Annotated in this window: 12 protein-coding genes; 5 read left to right on the top strand and 7 right to left on the bottom strand. The window is 47.0% G+C overall.

Going from position 1 to position 16,696, the window contains the following annotated elements:
• Positions 1-19 precede the first annotated feature (19 nt).
• Both ACLWNV_RS11920 and ACLWNV_RS11925 read left to right on the top strand, forming a co-directional pair.
• Positions 20-1,942: a hypothetical protein gene (locus tag ACLWNV_RS11920; protein ID WP_413584663.1), complete on the top strand. Its 1,923-nt coding sequence runs from the start codon at positions 20-22 to the stop codon at positions 1,940-1,942.
• A gap of 215 nt (positions 1,943-2,157) precedes the next feature.
• Positions 2,158-3,444 carry a hypothetical protein gene (locus ACLWNV_RS11925; RefSeq protein WP_413584664.1) on the top strand — a complete coding sequence of 429 codons (1,287 nt, stop codon included), beginning with the start codon at positions 2,158-2,160 and terminating at the stop codon, positions 3,442-3,444.
• 100 nt (positions 3,445-3,544) lie between these two features.
• On the opposite strand, the gene ACLWNV_RS11930 is transcribed toward ACLWNV_RS11925, so the two are convergent.
• Positions 3,545-5,617, bottom strand: coding sequence for an AarF/ABC1/UbiB kinase family protein (locus ACLWNV_RS11930; RefSeq protein ID WP_413584665.1), 2,073 nt, complete (start codon positions 5,615-5,617; stop codon positions 3,545-3,547).
• Between the two features lie 229 nt (positions 5,618-5,846).
• Between ACLWNV_RS11930 and ACLWNV_RS11935 the strand changes: the two genes are divergently transcribed.
• Positions 5,847-6,977: a DUF3943 domain-containing protein gene (locus tag ACLWNV_RS11935; RefSeq protein ID WP_413584666.1), complete on the top strand. Its 1,131-nt coding sequence runs from the start codon at positions 5,847-5,849 to the stop codon at positions 6,975-6,977.
• 254 nt (positions 6,978-7,231) lie between these two features.
• On the top strand, positions 7,232-8,398 hold the full coding sequence (locus ACLWNV_RS11940) for a bifunctional 2-methylcitrate synthase/citrate synthase (RefSeq protein WP_413584667.1): 1,167 nt from the start codon (positions 7,232-7,234) through the stop codon (positions 8,396-8,398).
• 60 nt (positions 8,399-8,458) lie between these two features.
• Here the strand turns inward: ACLWNV_RS11940 and ACLWNV_RS11945 are convergent, their stop codons facing one another.
• From ACLWNV_RS11945 to ACLWNV_RS11970, 6 genes are all read right to left on the bottom strand, one after another.
• On the bottom strand, positions 8,459-8,926 hold the full coding sequence (locus ACLWNV_RS11945; protein WP_413584668.1) for a hypothetical protein: 468 nt from the start codon (positions 8,924-8,926) through the stop codon (positions 8,459-8,461).
• 12 nt (positions 8,927-8,938) lie between these two features.
• Positions 8,939-10,003: a hypothetical protein gene (locus tag ACLWNV_RS11950; RefSeq protein WP_413584669.1), complete on the bottom strand. Its 1,065-nt coding sequence runs from the start codon at positions 10,001-10,003 to the stop codon at positions 8,939-8,941.
• 155 nt (positions 10,004-10,158) lie between these two features.
• A complete protein-coding gene (locus tag ACLWNV_RS11955; protein WP_413584670.1) occupies positions 10,159-10,719 on the bottom strand; it encodes a hypothetical protein in 561 nt (186 codons plus the stop codon).
• Positions 10,720-10,790: 71 nt separating this feature from the next.
• Positions 10,791-11,378 carry a dienelactone hydrolase family protein gene (locus ACLWNV_RS11960; RefSeq protein WP_413584671.1) on the bottom strand — a complete coding sequence of 196 codons (588 nt, stop codon included), beginning with the start codon at positions 11,376-11,378 and terminating at the stop codon, positions 10,791-10,793.
• Between the two features lie 74 nt (positions 11,379-11,452).
• The gene (locus ACLWNV_RS11965; protein WP_413584672.1) at positions 11,453-13,597 is read right to left on the bottom strand and encodes an FUSC family protein; all 2,145 of its coding nucleotides are present in this window, start codon (positions 13,595-13,597) and stop codon (positions 11,453-11,455) included.
• A 73-nt stretch (positions 13,598-13,670) separates the two neighbouring features.
• Entirely contained in the window at positions 13,671-14,027 is a 357-nt protein-coding gene (locus ACLWNV_RS11970; protein ID WP_413584673.1) for a VOC family protein, read from the bottom strand.
• 26 nt (positions 14,028-14,053) lie between these two features.
• Here ACLWNV_RS11970 and pepN point away from each other — a divergent pair, with 26 nt between their 5' ends.
• Entirely contained in the window at positions 14,054-16,666 is a 2,613-nt protein-coding gene (pepN, locus tag ACLWNV_RS11975) for an aminopeptidase N (RefSeq protein ID WP_413584674.1), read from the top strand.
• Positions 16,667-16,696: the final 30 nt, after the last annotated feature.

Genomic DNA, 16,696 nt, shown 5'->3' on the forward strand with positions numbered 1-16,696 from the left:
TAGTCCGAAGAGTCTTAACATGCGTTTGTTGATGGCACTTCTTCTTTCCATAACGAATCCGGCCTTCGCCCAAAGAGGCGAACTGCCAATTGTAATGAAAAACGCATTACAAACAAAGGTTGTCGCCAGTGGCAACTTCGAAGATTTCCGAATTGATTCCGATCAAGATGGAAAGATCGACCTCTGGGTAATCAAGAATGGGCCGACCAGGGTATTCGTTCGCTTCAAAAATGGGGAAGCGTCTTCCATGTCTTTTCGCCGCGCAACTGCGGACTCTATTAAAGAAGCCCAGTATGATTTATCCGGAGTTAAGTGGATATTATCCTCCTCGATAACTCGTCAGCCGCTTGAGATGAATGGCACTGGGGGAAATCCAACGTGCGAGGAAAAAAATAATAAAGTTTTGGGAGATCTGGCTAAGTTCACAGAAAACCTTGAGAGCAAACAAATTGCGCAAGCGGCCGAACAAGCGGTTCAGTGTGAAGATGAAGATCTTAGAGTCAAAATTGAAAGCGCTTTATTTGGCATCATGAATAATGACGCCCTTGCTGACTGTATTAAAAATACGGCAGTACAAACTGCGCTGCCAAAGGCAGAACCCGTTGAGCTTCTTTATTTTTCCAACAAGCTAAAACTCGATCTAAAAAGAATCTCTTCCCTTCAGGAGGGTAAAGGCCTTATTACCTGCCAGGTTGCACAGGAAGGGCAAACTGAGCCTAAAGGTAAATACATAGAAAACGGCAATATCGCTCTTACGATCCCCAAAGACATGGACCAAAATCAACTCTCCAAGCAATTAAGACCTCTGATCTATCATGAGCTACTTCACAGAGCTGGAATTACCGACGAAGTCACTACTGATAAAATCGTTGAAGTTTGCAATAGCGGAAAGAGATCGGGATCCGCTGTTGTTTCGCGCAGTCTGATTTGGAACAAAAGGAATGCCGAAAGTGCTTCCAATAAAGTTAAATCTGCAAAAGCAAATGTTGCCAATGAAATGAAACAGGCGAAAGTGAAATCGCCTTCACGCTCTGTCGCAAGTACAGCGATGGAAACTGGTGGTGGCGATGCTGACTACAGTATGGCAAAGGAAATTTCAGCGGCAGAAGTTCAACAGTCCGTTCCTTCCTCATCCTCCTTGGCTAGCAGTAACAGAGCTGTCGATGAGTATGCGTCTCTTAATGCCAGCCAAAAACAGGCTGCACCAGTTCTTGCGATGGCAGATCGTGCGATGGGTGTTATGAATACGCCGGCGCTAGCTTCCACTGATGACTCTTCAACTTCCAGCTCTTCTTCCCCGCGTGTCAGCTCGGGAGAGCGCTATCAGTCTCGCCACGGGCGATATGAAAGTAAGTCTGCGTCTGACTCTTCTAAAGAATCCGATCCGAGCAAAAACGCTTATATCCCTAGCAACACCAAAGGGATGAGAGTTGTCGAGGAAGTTGATCTCACTAAAACCTCCAGCCGTGGTGCCGAACGTGTTGCCGCTTCAGCCGCTTCTGGCAATACACGGATGGTGGCTTCCACGGGCCGTGGCACTATGGCAACCCAGGATGTTCCCCCTGCTCCTAATACTGATTCAGAAACCGGCCAGGGATATGCATCAGCTGGTGGCTCAGGATCAGGCGCATCTTTAGGAAGTGGAAGTGGTACTTACTACTCCGCCGGGGAACAAAGAAAAACCAACGCGAATACCCGCCGGGGAGTTGCTTCCAATAACAACGCTGTTTCTACTGCTGCCAGAGAAGAAATCTTTTCAGATTTTTCTGGCACTAGCTATTCGGAAATGAAATCAAAACTGCGCTCTGGCGAATACCGGGACAAGCTGGTGCAAAGCCAAGTGAAGATCATCGACACCTACGGCGGCAGAATCGGCGCTGACGAAGCACGCACAGTCTATTTGGATGATGGCACACAGTTCATCATGCAAAGAAGAAAATAGCTCTTCTGCCCGTCCAATCCCAAGTCCTGCATTGAGACATTCCCATTTGCTCCACCAAATCAAAACGGATAGGGTTCATTCACTGTCTATTTTTTAGTTTACACTTCCCCACTCCATGGAATGTCAGTGTCGAACTGTTTGCAGTACGTGCCGTTTTAGGATGGACTCGTGTTTGCAATACGAACCATTGTCTCTTATGACTCTGGGGAGGGTTGATGAGAAATATGCGTGGGAATCTGGCCAAGCTGACGATCTTCTTAGGCTCAGCAATTACAATAGTCGCCTTCCAAAACTGCTCAAAGGCTGCATTCAGTATTGATGCACGGGCAAAACAATCGGCTTTGGATAATTCCAATGTCTTTGACAACGGTGTTTCTGATTTTCCGGCAGACAATGGCGTGCCTGATTCTTCAAGCACTCCAGACAGCAGCAATCCTGACTCTTCCATTCCGGATGATAGCAGTGTGCCCGACGATTCTTCCTATGCCACGATCAGCGTAACTCCGAACGCAGTTTGCGGTCCAAAAGTGGGCTCTGAAAAAATGACGACTCTTTCGGGAGCATCTAAAATCGTAGCCGTCCTATATAAGTCAACAATGGGTTCCATCCTTGTGCAACCTTCTGTTGTTCAAGTCTGGGACAGCGAAGCTGATTCCAAACGTTTCAAAGAACAACTGGTTCTTTCCAAGAATTTGGAGTTCGGCCTTTCAGCTCCACTGAGTGAAGGTATCTACTCTGTGGTGTTCTGGGATGGCGTTAAAGCTAAATCGCCATATAAGTATTCAATGAATGCAGGCGCAAGTGCCATCGCTCCAATGCTGGATACTGTTGCCGCCATGATCGACAACAATTCCGTGTTCCGCGTGGGCAAAGACGGCAAGATTCAAGGTAAAGGGCAGATTGCCAATGTCCTTGTGGGCTTCGAAGGCGATGCGGCTTGTGCTGGTGCCGACGTGATCGACCCGTTGCTACTACAACTAAATACGAAATCTCCAAAACCAATTGCACTGACTGCGCCAGAACATGGTGTGATGTTTGACCTCTTGGGTGCATTGAACAATCACAAGCCAGTTAAGACTGCATGGTTTGCATCCGCTGATACTGAAAACTACTTCCTGGTTCTTCCAAACGGCCAAGGCAGAGTATTAGGTATTAACGAATTATTCGGTGATGCGACTTTAGGCCCAGATCAAAAGTTTGCAAAACAAGGTTTCCATGCCCTGGCTAAATATGACGACGACAAAGACCGTATCATCACTGGTGCAGACTCTGTGTTCGGTGCGCTGAAACTGTGGAAGGACGACAATCTGGATGGTATCGCTCAAGCTTCTGAGCTGCACTCTCTGGATGAAAAAGGTGTGATCGCGATCGACTTGAAGTACGACCGCCGCTACAAAGAGGTCGACCAGCACGGAAACATGGTTCGCTACAAATCAGTGGTGGTTATGAAGGATAACAGCTACGGATTGGTTTACGACTTGTACCTAAGATTTATTAAATAAAAACTAAAAGAAGGAAGATAAACCGTTTAACCGAATTACCCCAAAAAAAGAAAAGCCCGGCGATGAGCCGGGCTTTTGCTTTTTAAAATTTAAGTACCGTTTACTGAACAAATACAGAACTGCAGGAAGGGGCCGACGGTGTCGCAACTGCTGGAGGTAGGTGGCCCTCGAACAGGGATTTTCCGCCCGCCTTTACCAGTTCCCATGGCGAGAGCATTTTTTTGCCGACTAGAGTGTCGATGACCTGGAAGGGTCTTTTCACAGCTTCCTTGGACATGATCGAAGTCATGTCTTTGGTGCTGCCGCTTTCAGCCAGCATTTTCTTTAGGATGGTCATGCCGCGATTTATATTGATGAAATCATACGGCAGGCGCAGACCATGGTTTAATGCCCACTTGGTCCATTCCTCGGCCGAGTTGTCATTAGCGGTTTTAAAACCTCTGCGAACTTTTGCTGCCACCAAGGTCATGAACTGACTTTCACTGATTCTATTCCCGACCTTATCACTGATATTCCAAAGAGAACGGCCGATCAGATCTGCATCTTTAAGCACCAAGGAAGATTCCAGTAACAAAATGCTCTGCTGCATCTCGCGGGAGATACGACCGCCCATACCGAAATCCAAAAGATTTACTCTGATTTTTTCATCTCCAAAGCGGACCAGGAAATTACCCTGATGCAAATCCGAGTGATAGAAACCAGAACCAAACATCGCTTCCGTCCCCCACAAACGCACCAGTTCCTCGACGATACCGATTTTTAATTGAGGAGCCACTTGCGACCACTCTTTGGATTCCTTATCCAGCTTTTTACCGAAAACCATTTCCTGCACCATAAACTGAGTCTGGCCCTCCTTGGGAGAATAGATTTCCGGCACGTGGAATTGCACCACGTTCTTATAACCAGGCGTCTTCATAAAGACTTCCTGATTATAGCGAGTCGCCGCATACTTCTGACGAGCCACTGTATCTTCCTGACTCAGCTCCGCCGTAACTGTGGCCGTGATATCGGCTACCAAAGGCGCCATCTTAGGCATACCTGATTTTGCCAGCTCCGCGTTTCCATCCAGAATCTTTGCAACTTCACTCAGGATTCTTTCATCTTCGAAAACTCTTTTTTCAATGTCGGGCTTAATAAAGCGAACCACGACATCCCGACGTATTGAATCCATCAAAATTTTTGCGCGATGAACCTGCGCCATGGTGCCAACACCCAGGGGCTTTTGCTCGAAATAGATAAACTCGTAGTTTTTCTTTTCCGCATTCAAAAGTTTTTCCACCTGGTGATACGGGACTGAGCGAACAGCATCTTCCAGACGCTTAAAGATTTTAATCATCTCAGGATCCAGGTCACCCTGGCGGGCAATCACCTGCAAAAGCTTTTGCAATTGCGGACCGGAATTTTGCACCATGACTTCAAATTTTTGCATATCGCTCATTTTCAGGTCACCACCCAAAAATGAAGATACGATCAGTTTTTTAGAACCCAACGACAGCCTTGCGAAATATTCAGAAAGCATTGTCTCCATGACAATCTTTACGACCTTGTCCTGCGTGTTGGCCATTCCGGAAGTCGCGACCTTCTCCCCAATGCGATCAAATTCTTTAAGGTGTCCTTGAAAGAACTGATCACTGTTTTGCAGGAATAATTTCCGGGCTTGTTTCACGCCCGCTGGAGTTTGCATTAAAATCGCTGCCTGAGCCATCACTGCAGGATTTAGCATTCCAAATTTGCCACCACTGGCATTTTGGGATTGGGATTTCAGCTGGTTTTCCTGCCACTCGATATAGTCATCAATTTGACGTTGCACGCGATGGCTGGAGGATTTAAATTCGCGAAGTCCACGAGGCGCGCTTTTCTCGATTATCTCCAGGTCCATCTCCACACTTTGGGTATTGGGCCACTGACCACGGAATTCGCGCAGGAACTCCTGGAAGTTTTTTACTTCGACGGTTTCAACCGGTAGCTGAGCGGTATTTTGAAAATACTGGATTCCCCGATCGAGATACTTTTCCTGAAGCTCCGCTGATTCTCCGGAAGCCATCATCGCATAGGTCACAGCGATACGCTGTTCATAAGAAAGATAGAGACTGCCATTGCCGGGTGCTGCCGTAGCCACCAAGGCCACTGCACTCATCAATATATATAATGTGAAATTCAGAAACGTCTTCATCTATATACCTTCACGGGCAAAACAAAATACCAGAAACAATCCAGAGCCCCGAGGTGCACGTTTCACGCCCAGGCCCTCTAAAATTAAGGACCATTTGAGCTGCTCACGACCTATACAAAGCCCACAAATGTCACAGCTGAGAAAGCCCCAGATTCAATTTAGGGACCCTTAGGCTGCGTTCTTGCAATCCCACTTTCGTCAGTCATTGATTTTTAAAGGAGTGCCGAAAATGAAGTCTATTCTTCGCTACATTACATTTGGAGTCGCAGCCCTGCAGGTTAACGCCGCCGTGGCGAGCAATTTTGCGCCCTTGGCAAATGTTAAGACAGCGCCAAGCTCCCAGACAGCAATAGACTGGAATAAAAGCACCATGGATTACCTTAATAATGGCAATAAGCCCAAGGATCCCGTCGCTGACTTATTAGATAAATCAGGCCGTAAATTCTATACCAAGGCTGACATCGAACGCCTGGCCCGCGAGAAAGTGAATGACGATCAAAAGCGCATGATGCTTAAAGGACAAGTCATCACCATCGATACCCGCGATCAGGACGCGTGTCTTGCGATCCAAAAAGAACTGCAAAACAATAAGACCTTAAAACCAATGAATGATGTGAAAGGTCTTTGTGTCGTCGACAATCAAAAGCCGATGGCGACCGTCACAGTACTGAGCGAGTCCAACGAAGTTGAGTGGAAACGCGATTTAAATATTAAAAAGTACACTTCGACTGAAAAGAACATCGTGACTGCGACTCGTAACGTGGCTATTGCGGCATTGGGTATCGCGGGAATCTTGTATATGTTGCCGGAGAGTTTCACGAACTGGGACAAGAGTGAAATGAAAAACCTGGGCAAAAGCTGGAAAGAAAATATCAAAGCCGGTCCTCACATGGACAAGGACGATTGGATGATCAACTACATTGGTCACCCCTACTCCGGAGCTGCTTACTATCAAGTGGCGCGTAACGAAGGTTTAAGTGCGATGCAGTCGTTCGGTTATTCTGTCTTGATGTCGACATTCTTCTGGGAATTCGGTGTGGAAGCTTTTGCAGAGCAACCATCGATCCAGGACTTGTTCGCAACTCCTATCGTGGGATCTATTTTGGGTGAGTTGTTCTATCGCGCAGAACAAAAAATCAAAGCGAATGACGGTAAACTTCTGGGCTCCGAAAGACTGGGCTCTTTCGCGATGATCGTGATGAACCCGATGGGTGTCGCCGCAGAACACATCAACAAACTTGTGGGCTCTGAGGTGATTCAGGAAGCGAAAGCTCAACTGACTGTCAGAAAGGCGCCAGCCACCTCCGCGGGAATTGAACGCGGAAACGTTTGGGGCGTCGAAATGCAGTTCCGATTTTAGAAACTTTTAGTTTTGTTTTTTAAGACGAAAAAGCCCGGCCAAAACCGGGCTTTTTGCTTTCCGCATTCGCCTATCGGAGAAACGCATCGCAAAATCCGACCTGCCACACTGCTCCCTCCTTTGGACCGCTTGACGGTTCAGGGGGCAAGGACTAGCCTCGAGCCATTACTTTAATATAACTAATGCGCTGCGTTCCCAGAAGGCGCCAGGCGGTTTTTCGTCGGTTTTTGGGAAGGGCGATTTCGGAGGAAATTATGGCTGAATATATCAATCCAGATTACGTTCCAGAACCAGAGAAAATGAACGTTAAAAAAGGTCTTGATGGCGTGGTAATGGATACATCTTCTGTATCTAAAGTTAACCCGCACACAAACTCTTTGATCTACCGCGGTTACCCAGTCCAAGACTTGGCTGAAAACTGCTCTTTCGAAGAAGTAGCGTACTTGATGTACAATGGCGAGTTGCCAAACAAAGCTCAACTTGCAGACTTCACTAAAAAAGAACGCGCAAATCGCGACATCACTGCGACTTTGTTGAACGTGATCAAATCACTTCCACAAAAATGTCACCCAATGGATTCTATCCGTACTGCAGTATCTTTCATGGGTGCTGAAGACGCTCGTATCTGGGACTCCTCTCCTGCTACGAACCTGGACAAAGCGATGATGTTGTTGGCGAAAATCCCGACAGCGGTTGCTGCTGACTACCGTTTCAAAAAAGGTTTGGATTTCATTCCTCCAAAAGCTGATTTGACGATGGCTGAAAACTTCTTCCACATGTGCTTTGGTAAAGTACCACAAAAAGAAGTTGTTAAGGCATTCGACGTATCTTTGATCCTTTACGCTGAACACAGCTTCAATGCTTCTACTTTCACAGCACGTGTTGTAACTTCAACTCAGTCTGATATCTACTCTGCAACTGTTGCGGGTATCGGTGCGTTGAAAGGTCCTTTGCACGGTGGTGCGAACGAGATGGTTATGCATATGATGAAAGAAATCGCTGACCCAGCAAAAGCTGAACAGTGGATGATCGATGCATTGGCACAAAAGAAAAAAGTAATGGGCTTCGGTCACCGCGTTTACCGCTCTGGCGACTCCCGCGTCCCAACCATGAAAAAGTACGCTCAAGTTATGGCTGACGTAACTGGCGAACAAAAATGGATGCAAATGTACACGGCTTTGGAAAAAGTTATGGTTGATAAGAAAAAGATCTACCCTAACCTGGATTTCCCAGCGGGTCCTGCATACTACATGATGGGCTTCGAGATCGACTTCTTTACTCCGATCTTCGTTATGGCTCGTACAACGGGCTGGTCTGCTCACATCATGGAGCAAACTGCTGACAACCGCATCATCCGACCTCTTTCTGAGTACGTGGGTGCTGAACAACGTAAAGTTGTTCCTTTGTCTGAGAGAAATTAATTTTTCCAAAAAAAAGCCCGCTCGAGAGAGTGGGCTTTTTTTTACCAAAACAACATCCCTTTACTGGGCGTAAAACAGAATTTCTCCCTCGCGAATGATTTTACCCAACTCGCCAGTGTCGTTTGTGCGGCAACCTTCAACTTCTGATACCTGACCGTTTTTTTCCATGCGAATTTTAAAAGGACTGCGGCAATCACTGTCCACCGCTTTGTTGTCTTTATACTTTTCTGCGAAATCATAAATCCGATTGGCGAAAGAGATATAGTGCTCACGGGAGATCTTGCGATTTTCGATCACCTTTTCATTTACGGCGCTTTTTGCATCAAACTCCCGTCCACCTTTGGAATTCAACTCGAACAAATACACATTGTGACGAAGAGCATAGTTAATACTGATGGAATTCGCAGGTACCGTCGCGGCTGATGGCGAAATAAAGCTTTCATCTTTCTTGGCTGGGGTGGCACAGGCTGACAACACTAGCAGCGACAGCATGCTCAATTTTCCCAGGAACCACTGTGGTTTTCTCATGGCATCCCTTCTTTATCTTGGCATCTCAAAGCGGCAGTAAGGCTGAGCTGGTGGCGCCGTCGTACCGGCACACTGCAACTCTTTCCTTAGCAATCCGTTTTTGGAAAATATGCTCTTCACACGAATTACATCTGTTGGATAGTAATCCAAGTTTACTTTCTCATATCCTAACGAGTCATCACACAAATCCCGAACGGCATTTATTGAGGCATTCACCTTGTCCTGAAGACTGTAATTGGGACGATTTTTAATGGAACGTGCCAGAATTTCGGCCCCCATCCAATCCGCAAAGACTTCAGACGTTTTATCTTTATTCCCACACTGCGCCTCTTCGCGGGTGATCCATTGGCTATCAACAAAGCAGCCTACCAGCTCATCATAAGCCCGATAATTAATCTGCGCAGATTTAAGACTGCAAGGATCGATAGCGTGAGCCAGCTCGTGGGCCATCGTAAAGACTATGCTAAACTCTGAAGTGGTGTTTAGCACATAGGCGCCACCCACACGAATTCTCATCAACCCTTCGTTGTTGCTTTCGTAGTAAATCTCGCTCTTGGTATAAAGATCTGTGGCATCAGAATAAGTTTCCCGGTTCACCGGCAGATCCAATTGCACCTGACGAATTCTTTGTTCAAGTACGCTTTTATCATAATCAGAAAAAACCCGCGCCGGTTGCTGGTGCACGTATTCCAACATCTGCCCACGAACAGTTTCAAAGATTCTAATTAAATTCTGCTTGCGGGGTTCGGTATAAATCTGCTGAACAAGTTCGTTTTCAATTTGCTCAGTGGTCCATCCGGGATTGGACCTCACGATCCTTCTTAAAATTCGTAAAGCTCTTATCTCGCCACGATAATCCAGAGAGGTCTCTCCTGTTGGATCTGCGACCGGAGGCGACTTACAGATAGTCTCATAGCCTTTGCTGCAAAACAGATCACTGGCTTTGCCTGCGGGAGTTCTTTCGGCTGTGGGTTTGTTAGGAGCTGGACTTTCGACTTTGGCGACAATAGAAGCCGCTGATGACCGGGGAGCCAATTGGACCAAGGCACCGACAAATACGGCACCTGCAATTAGCACGAATAGGATTAAATACGTCCTTATCCCCATACTTTAATAGTATCAAAGGGAGCCAGAGCTTCCTATGTCAAAGGTCACTTTTCACAAGAGACCTCGATTAAACTCCGGTGTAATACAAATAAATTCTTATATCACAAATTGAGAAATCTAATAGCTCAGTTACGAGCCAACTGAATGGATTTCGAATCAAACTGCATACGTTCTTTATTGTATGCGGCAAGGACGTTTTTAAAATCATTCGCCATGCGAGCCTGACTGAAGCTGCTTTCCACGGCTTTGCGGGAAACCGGCAAAGATAAAATATAATCACTACGACGAACCAGATTTTGAAATTCAAACTCTGTCACGCGATCAAAGTTTTTATACTGGGAGTGCTTTTTAAACAAAACTGCCATGATGCTTAGATGCTGTTTTAAGTCCTTTGTGAAATCCTGCTGCAATTTTGCCTCGTTAATACCGCGTTTCCATTTCTGCCAAACTCCGAAACCATCAGCGTTCATTAAAGGCTCCAGTTGCGCATCCAGATTTTCTGCAGAAGCGGTCGCCGCATAAATGTCGTTGATAACATTACGTTGCCAGCTTTTGCTTACGGTAGAGACCAATTTCGGCTGTCCCATTTTGATAAGGGCTTTCTTACCTGCGGCCTCAGCTGCAGAGAAACCCATTAAAAGAGCAAGAACCGCCATTACAACAACTTTGAACTTGGACACTGACATCTATAGACCCTTTCGCTCGATCTTACAGACCTACTAATACAAGAGCCGTGCCCTGTTTCAATGTGAGACAGCTATTCGCTGAGCGAATTCCAAGCTGCAAAATCCCGATGGGACAACGGAGCGGGATACTGTAAAAGCGTGGCAATCCAATTTGACGCGTCTTCGGCAGCAAGCTCGTAACTGTAATCAGTAATTCTAATGGAAGGGATTTCCAGGCGTGCGGCGAGATCGACGTTGTTGTCCCGATCCTCGTCTATGATCACAAAGCCTTTGCAGAAATCCGAGCGTTCCAGAGCCTGAGCCAGGTACTCTGCTCCTACGCTTACACCGAGTGCCACGACTCTTTCAGGATTGACCAGGTTGTTGTCTTTTAAAAAGCTTAGCGCGGCAAGTATATCCACCACGCGTTTGCTGGGGGATTCCCAGGAATGGGCTGAGCGATTGTCTTCGTTATAGAATGCATGATCCAAAACCATGCACACATATCCTTCATCGCAAAGCTTTCGCCCCACCTGTTCGGAAAACTTCGGACCTGCCCCCGTCATCGCGCCTTCGATCAGGATCGCGGCCAGGGGTTCTTCATCCTGATTTCTTTCGGGAATAAATAGACCGGCTTCTAGCAGTCGATCCTGTGCTTTAAAGGTGACGGTGACTTTCATAAAAGACCTCCCCTTAAATTCCATTCTAAAACCCCAGCCCGGAAACAGTTAGTCCTATGTGGTTTTACAGTGAGCTACTTGGACTGCTGGCGGTTTTCTTGCAATCTTTGCATCACCAGCTCGCACAAGGTGTTAAGGCTGTTCGTCATGCGGTCCGTCTCGTCGTAAAACAAACCATGACGTCCCTCCTCCCCGCGCATTTTTTCCAGCTCCACGAAAGACAGGCGTAAATTCGGATATTCGTTATTGGATATTTCTCTCCCGCGCAAAGCATCGGATAGATTCTGAAGAGTGATCTCAATGTCCCGCACAAACTTTGAAAAGATCTGCTGCTGCAAACTATCCAAAGCAAAGGGCGATGCCGATTCAATCGCAACCATAGCATGTGCGAAGCGATTCCCGGCAGCCGTAATACCCGCTAAAAATTCGCGGTCCTTATCGGTCGAGCCCCGTTCATAAAGATAGCGGTCCATCGACGCCATGTACTCAGCCCGCGCTACGCGAGATTGCTGTCGTAGCTGATCGCGCTCCTGTACTGAAACTGCTTTTTCGGAAATACTTAACCCCGCAGTCGCGCGAAAAGATCTTCGATAAGTATCAAGCATTCGGGCTACCACTTCAGAAAGCTGAGTTTTCTCCCACGTCGGCCACAGTAAGTAAGCCATAACGGCGAGCACTCCGCCGATAACAGTATTTAGTCCCCGATCCCAAATCACATCCTGCGGAGGCACCCCAGTCATAGCGATCAACAAAACGACGACGGCACTGACTGAGATCGCAAAGATTCCGTAATTAGCACGTCCCACCCAACGCATCAGAAACGCAAAAATCACCATCAATCCGATGGACCAATACTGATTCATTGGAAAGATACTGAACAATATGGTTGCCAGCAAAAGCCCCACAATGGTGCCACCCATTCTTAAGAATCCGCGCTGAAAGGTGGATGCGTAATCAGATTTCAAAACAATTGCGACGGTCATCGGGATCCAGTAGCCCCGTTCGGTGGAAAACAAATGCCCGACAATTTCCGCAACTGCCACACAAATTGACAAGCGCAGCGCATGCCGAAATCCTGGTGACTGAAAAGTGAAATTGGCGCGCAACGTAGCCCAGATACCGCGAAAGCGAAAGCGCCATGGTCGTGCATTTTCATTACGCTCGGATTCTATCATTCCTGCTTCGGTGGTGCGGGCGGCAAGTTCAATCACTGCGCGCGACTGTCCCAGAATATTTTCCATCTGGCGAAGGGCATCGCTTAAGACCACCTTCATGAACATGGACTGGTTACTGAAATCGCTGTCACGAACTTTGCCAACATCCGCTTCCAGGGCCTTAATGTACTCGCGTGCTTCCTGAATTTTTTGTTCGTCGGCGATTATGATGGACACTTTTTGCAGCAGCATTTTCTCCATCGCCAAAAAATCGGCGATGATATCCACCGAAGGATTCCCCTTGTTTTCCCGTTCGATGCGATTTTTTAGACGTCCCAGTGACAAAATTCCCAGGCGCAGACGCTCCCCTTGTGTCAGAAGCGAGCGATAACGACGCCCCTCGGGGCGGATGTCCTGGGAAATGGAACCTAAATCAATTTGCGTATTGATACTTCGCGCACTTCCGCCGGGGATCTCATCAGGCTTAAACTGCAAATCACACAAAGAACTTAAATCAGTAAAAAAAGCCGACAACGCCCGTCGCTCCGGACGATAGCGACGAAGTGGCCAAAGCACCAGCGCCAGCAACATTTGAATTCCCGCCCCTAATAGAGCGAACAGGCTTAAATGAAAGGCCTGCGAGGGATCCACATGGTGCGCGCTAAAGACCACAAAGGTACTCATCGCAACCACTCCCAAATCTCCAAGAAGTGTATCGAAAATAATAACGTACCCGGAGGCAAACGCGATCAACGTTATTAATACCAACGACACGTAAAAATTCGATGATGAAACGGAAGCCAGAAAAACCAGAATTGCCGTTAACACTGCGGCACGAGCCATGCGCTTGGCCCGAAAGGCATAGGCGTCAGAATTGTCAGAGAAACAGGCATTCAACACACCCATCACTATAATCAGCCCGATAGTGGTCGAGTTCAGCCAGACGCCAATAAGCAAAGCAATGGCCACGGCTAAAGCCCCGCGTGACGCAACCCAGAAGTCTAAACGTGAACGATCGAAAGTAAAAAGAGGTGCCCAGAACGAGCGTGATTTAGATACAGCCATAAATTCAATGCTACTCCTCTGTACGAGGTAAACAAGCACTGAAACTGTGAGAAAATACTACTGAATGTGAATCTTATTTCTGACAAAGTTCGATAGAATGACCATCAGGATCCAGGATGATGGCTTTCTTTCCGTCTGGCATCTCTGTGGGATCCAAAATTAACAAAGCCCCTGGCACATTCACCAAGTCAGCAACCATTGCTTCCATGCCTGTAATTTGAAATCCAAGTTGAAGGCTGGGAGTCTGTGACTTCTGCGCAGCAGGAAGAGAGTACAGTGAGAATTCGACCCCATCATGCGTTGCACGATGCACCTCACTGCCCTTATCCACTTTTGTCTGCTGAAATTTCAAGCCCAAATGGCTGTAAAATTTCAGCATGTTCTGTAGCTGAGCAGTGTTAATTGTGATAGAAGTCAGGGTCAAACTCATTGTTCTATTATCAGAAGCGAGGACCTATGAAACAAGAGAAAATTTACCTTAAGGACTATAAAGCCCCTGCTTTTTCTGTGGAGTCCGTTCACCTCGACTTCATTTTGAATGAGGACTTTTGTCGAGTTATCGCAAAATCCAAAATTAAGACCGTCACAGCCGGTGCTCCCCTGCATTTAAATGGCGAAGAGTTGAAACTGATTAGCGTTAAAATCAACGATAAGGTTTTAACGACGGCGGATTACCAACTGACGGCCGAAGAAATGATCATCCCATCTGTTCCCACAGAATTTACTTTGGAAATTGAAACACAGTTGGAACCTCAGAACAACACGTCTCTGGAAGGCCTTTATAAATCAAACGGCATTTTCTGTACTCAGTGTGAAGCCCAGGGCTTCCGCAAGATCACCTGGTTCCTGGATCGTCCTGATGTGATGACATCATACACTGTGACTATTGAAGCCGATAAAACCAAATACCCGGTTCTTCTTTCAAACGGTGATCGTATGAAAATCGAAGATCTGGGTAATGGCCGTCACAAAGCTTACTGGAGTGATCCACATAAAAAACCATGCTATCTGTTTGCATTGGTTGCTGGTGACTTAGGCGTGATTCGCGATACTTTTACAACGGCCTCCGGTCGCAAAGTGAATTTGGAAGTTTACGCCGCTCACGGTAAACAAGACCGCTGCTGGCATGCGATGGAATCCCTGCAAAAATCCATGAAATGGGACGAACAGGTTTTCGGTCGTGAATACGATTTGAATGAGTACATGATCGTCGCGATCGATGATTTCAATGCCGGCGCGATGGAAAATAAAGGCCTTAATATCTTTAACTCCCGCCTGGTGTTGGCAGACTCAAACTCTGCAACAGATTCTGACTTTCATGCCATTGAATCTGTTGTAGCTCACGAATACTTCCACAACTGGACAGGCAACCGCGTCACTTTGCGTGACTGGTTTCAACTTTCTCTAAAAGAAGGTTTGACCGTTTTCCGTGATCAGGAATTTTCTGCTGATATGACGGATCGTGGGGTGCAACGTATCGAAGACGTTGATTCCCTGCGCACAGGTCAGTTCGCCGAAGACGCGGGCCCGAACTCCCACCCGGTACGCCCGGAATCCTGCATGGCTGTAGATAACTTCTTTACGATGACGATCTATGAAAAAGGCTCTGAGTTGATTCGTATGATGCAAACGATTGTGGGCCGTAAAGGTTTCCGCAAAGGTATGGATGAATACTTCAAACGTCACGACGGTCAAGCTGTGACGACTGAAGATTTCGCTGCAGCGATCTCTGAACCAAATGGCAAGGACTTCTCGCAGTTCAAACGCTGGTATCACCAGTCAGGAACTCCGGTGGTTTCCATCCAGGAACGTTACGATGATAAAACTGGTGAGTTCCATTTAAGTCTTGAGCAATCCTGCCCGCCGACTCCGGGTCAGACCATGAAAGAGCCATTCCACATTCCATTGATGATGGGTCTATTGGATAAATCAGGTCAGGAGTTGGCTGTGGACTGCGAAAAGATCGCAAAAAACAGTGATGGCCAGCATGTGATTGAACTGAAATCACAAAAAGAAAACTTCGTCTTTAAGGGCCTTAAATCCCGTCCGGTACTTTCTATTTTGCGTGAGTTTTCGGCCCCTGTGAATTTGAATTGGGAAGCTTCTGAGGAAGACCTTTACTTCCTGATGGAGAAAGACACGGATTCCTTTAACCGCCGTGAGATGGCGCAAAAGCTGGCTCTGCGTTTAATGTCAGGTTTGATCAAACAAGCACGCAGTGGTCAGGAACTGAAAGTCGACGAGCGTTTCTTAAAGGCCATGAACACCGTGATGAACGATGACTCTATGGACGCTGCCTTTAAAGCCAAAATGCTTCAATTGCCAAGCCTTGCGGTGTTGGCACAAATGGAGCCGGTATTGGATCCACGCGCGTTTGATTTGGCTCGCCAGACTATCCGTCGCGAAATCGCTAAAGGTAATAAAGAGGCTTTGCTGGCGACATACAAAAAATTCCACAATGTGGAACCTAAGAGCCGCAATACTAAAGTTTTCGGTCAGCGTTTGTTAAAAAACCAGGCGTTGCACTATTTGGCTGATTTGCACGATCCGGAAATTTATGAACTGGTGAACAAGCAATACTGGGAAGCTCAAAACATGACCGACCGTATGACGGCACTGATGATTTTGGCGGATTCAGAAAGCGCTCACCGCGAGAAAGTTTTGGCGGATTTCCACGAAAACTGGAAAAACGATTCCGTGGTTATTAATAAGTGGTTTACGGTTCAAGCCCTTGCTCACCGTCCAAAAATTCTGGACGAGATCAAAGCTTTGACGAAGAATCCTACGTTTAATATCAACAACCCGAATAACGTGTATTCTTTGGTGCGCGCGTTTGCGACGAACCTGGTAAGCTTTAATACTGAAAAAGCCTACGAGTTCATGGCAGATATGATCATCGAAATCGATCCGAAAAATCCGCAAGTGGCAGCACGTCTGTGCTCGTCCTTTAACTTTGTGGGTAAACTTGAGCCGGAACTAAAGGCTCACGCTATGAAACAAATCAAGCGCATCGTTGAAGTCCCGGGCATGTCTAAAAACTCCCGCGAGCTTCTGCAATCTGCACTGTAAAACCATGAAGGTCCCACGCCGGTGGGTCCT

Origin of the sequence: Bdellovibrio sp. HCB274 (genome assembly GCF_047306075.1) — a bacterium.
Classification (GTDB): Bacteria; Bdellovibrionota; Bdellovibrionia; order Bdellovibrionales; family Bdellovibrionaceae; genus Bdellovibrio.

Coding starts and splice junctions, on each gene's coding strand:
- ACLWNV_RS11920 (WP_413584663.1), top strand. CDS start 20: ATGCGTTTGTTGATGGCACTTCTTCTTTCCATAACGAATCCGGCCTTC.
- ACLWNV_RS11925 (WP_413584664.1), top strand. CDS start 2,158: ATGAGAAATATGCGTGGGAATCTGGCCAAGCTGACGATCTTCTTAGGC.
- ACLWNV_RS11930 (WP_413584665.1), bottom strand. CDS start 5,617: ATGAAGACGTTTCTGAATTTCACATTATATATATTGATGAGTGCAGTG.
- ACLWNV_RS11935 (WP_413584666.1), top strand. CDS start 5,847: ATGAAGTCTATTCTTCGCTACATTACATTTGGAGTCGCAGCCCTGCAG.
- ACLWNV_RS11940 (WP_413584667.1), top strand. CDS start 7,232: ATGGCTGAATATATCAATCCAGATTACGTTCCAGAACCAGAGAAAATG.
- ACLWNV_RS11945 (WP_413584668.1), bottom strand. CDS start 8,926: ATGAGAAAACCACAGTGGTTCCTGGGAAAATTGAGCATGCTGTCGCTG.
- ACLWNV_RS11955 (WP_413584670.1), bottom strand. CDS start 10,719: ATGTCAGTGTCCAAGTTCAAAGTTGTTGTAATGGCGGTTCTTGCTCTT.
- ACLWNV_RS11960 (WP_413584671.1), bottom strand. CDS start 11,378: ATGAAAGTCACCGTCACCTTTAAAGCACAGGATCGACTGCTAGAAGCC.
- ACLWNV_RS11965 (WP_413584672.1), bottom strand. CDS start 13,597: ATGGCTGTATCTAAATCACGCTCGTTCTGGGCACCTCTTTTTACTTTC.
- ACLWNV_RS11970 (WP_413584673.1), bottom strand. CDS start 14,027: ATGAGTTTGACCCTGACTTCTATCACAATTAACACTGCTCAGCTACAG.
- pepN (WP_413584674.1), top strand. CDS start 14,054: ATGAAACAAGAGAAAATTTACCTTAAGGACTATAAAGCCCCTGCTTTT.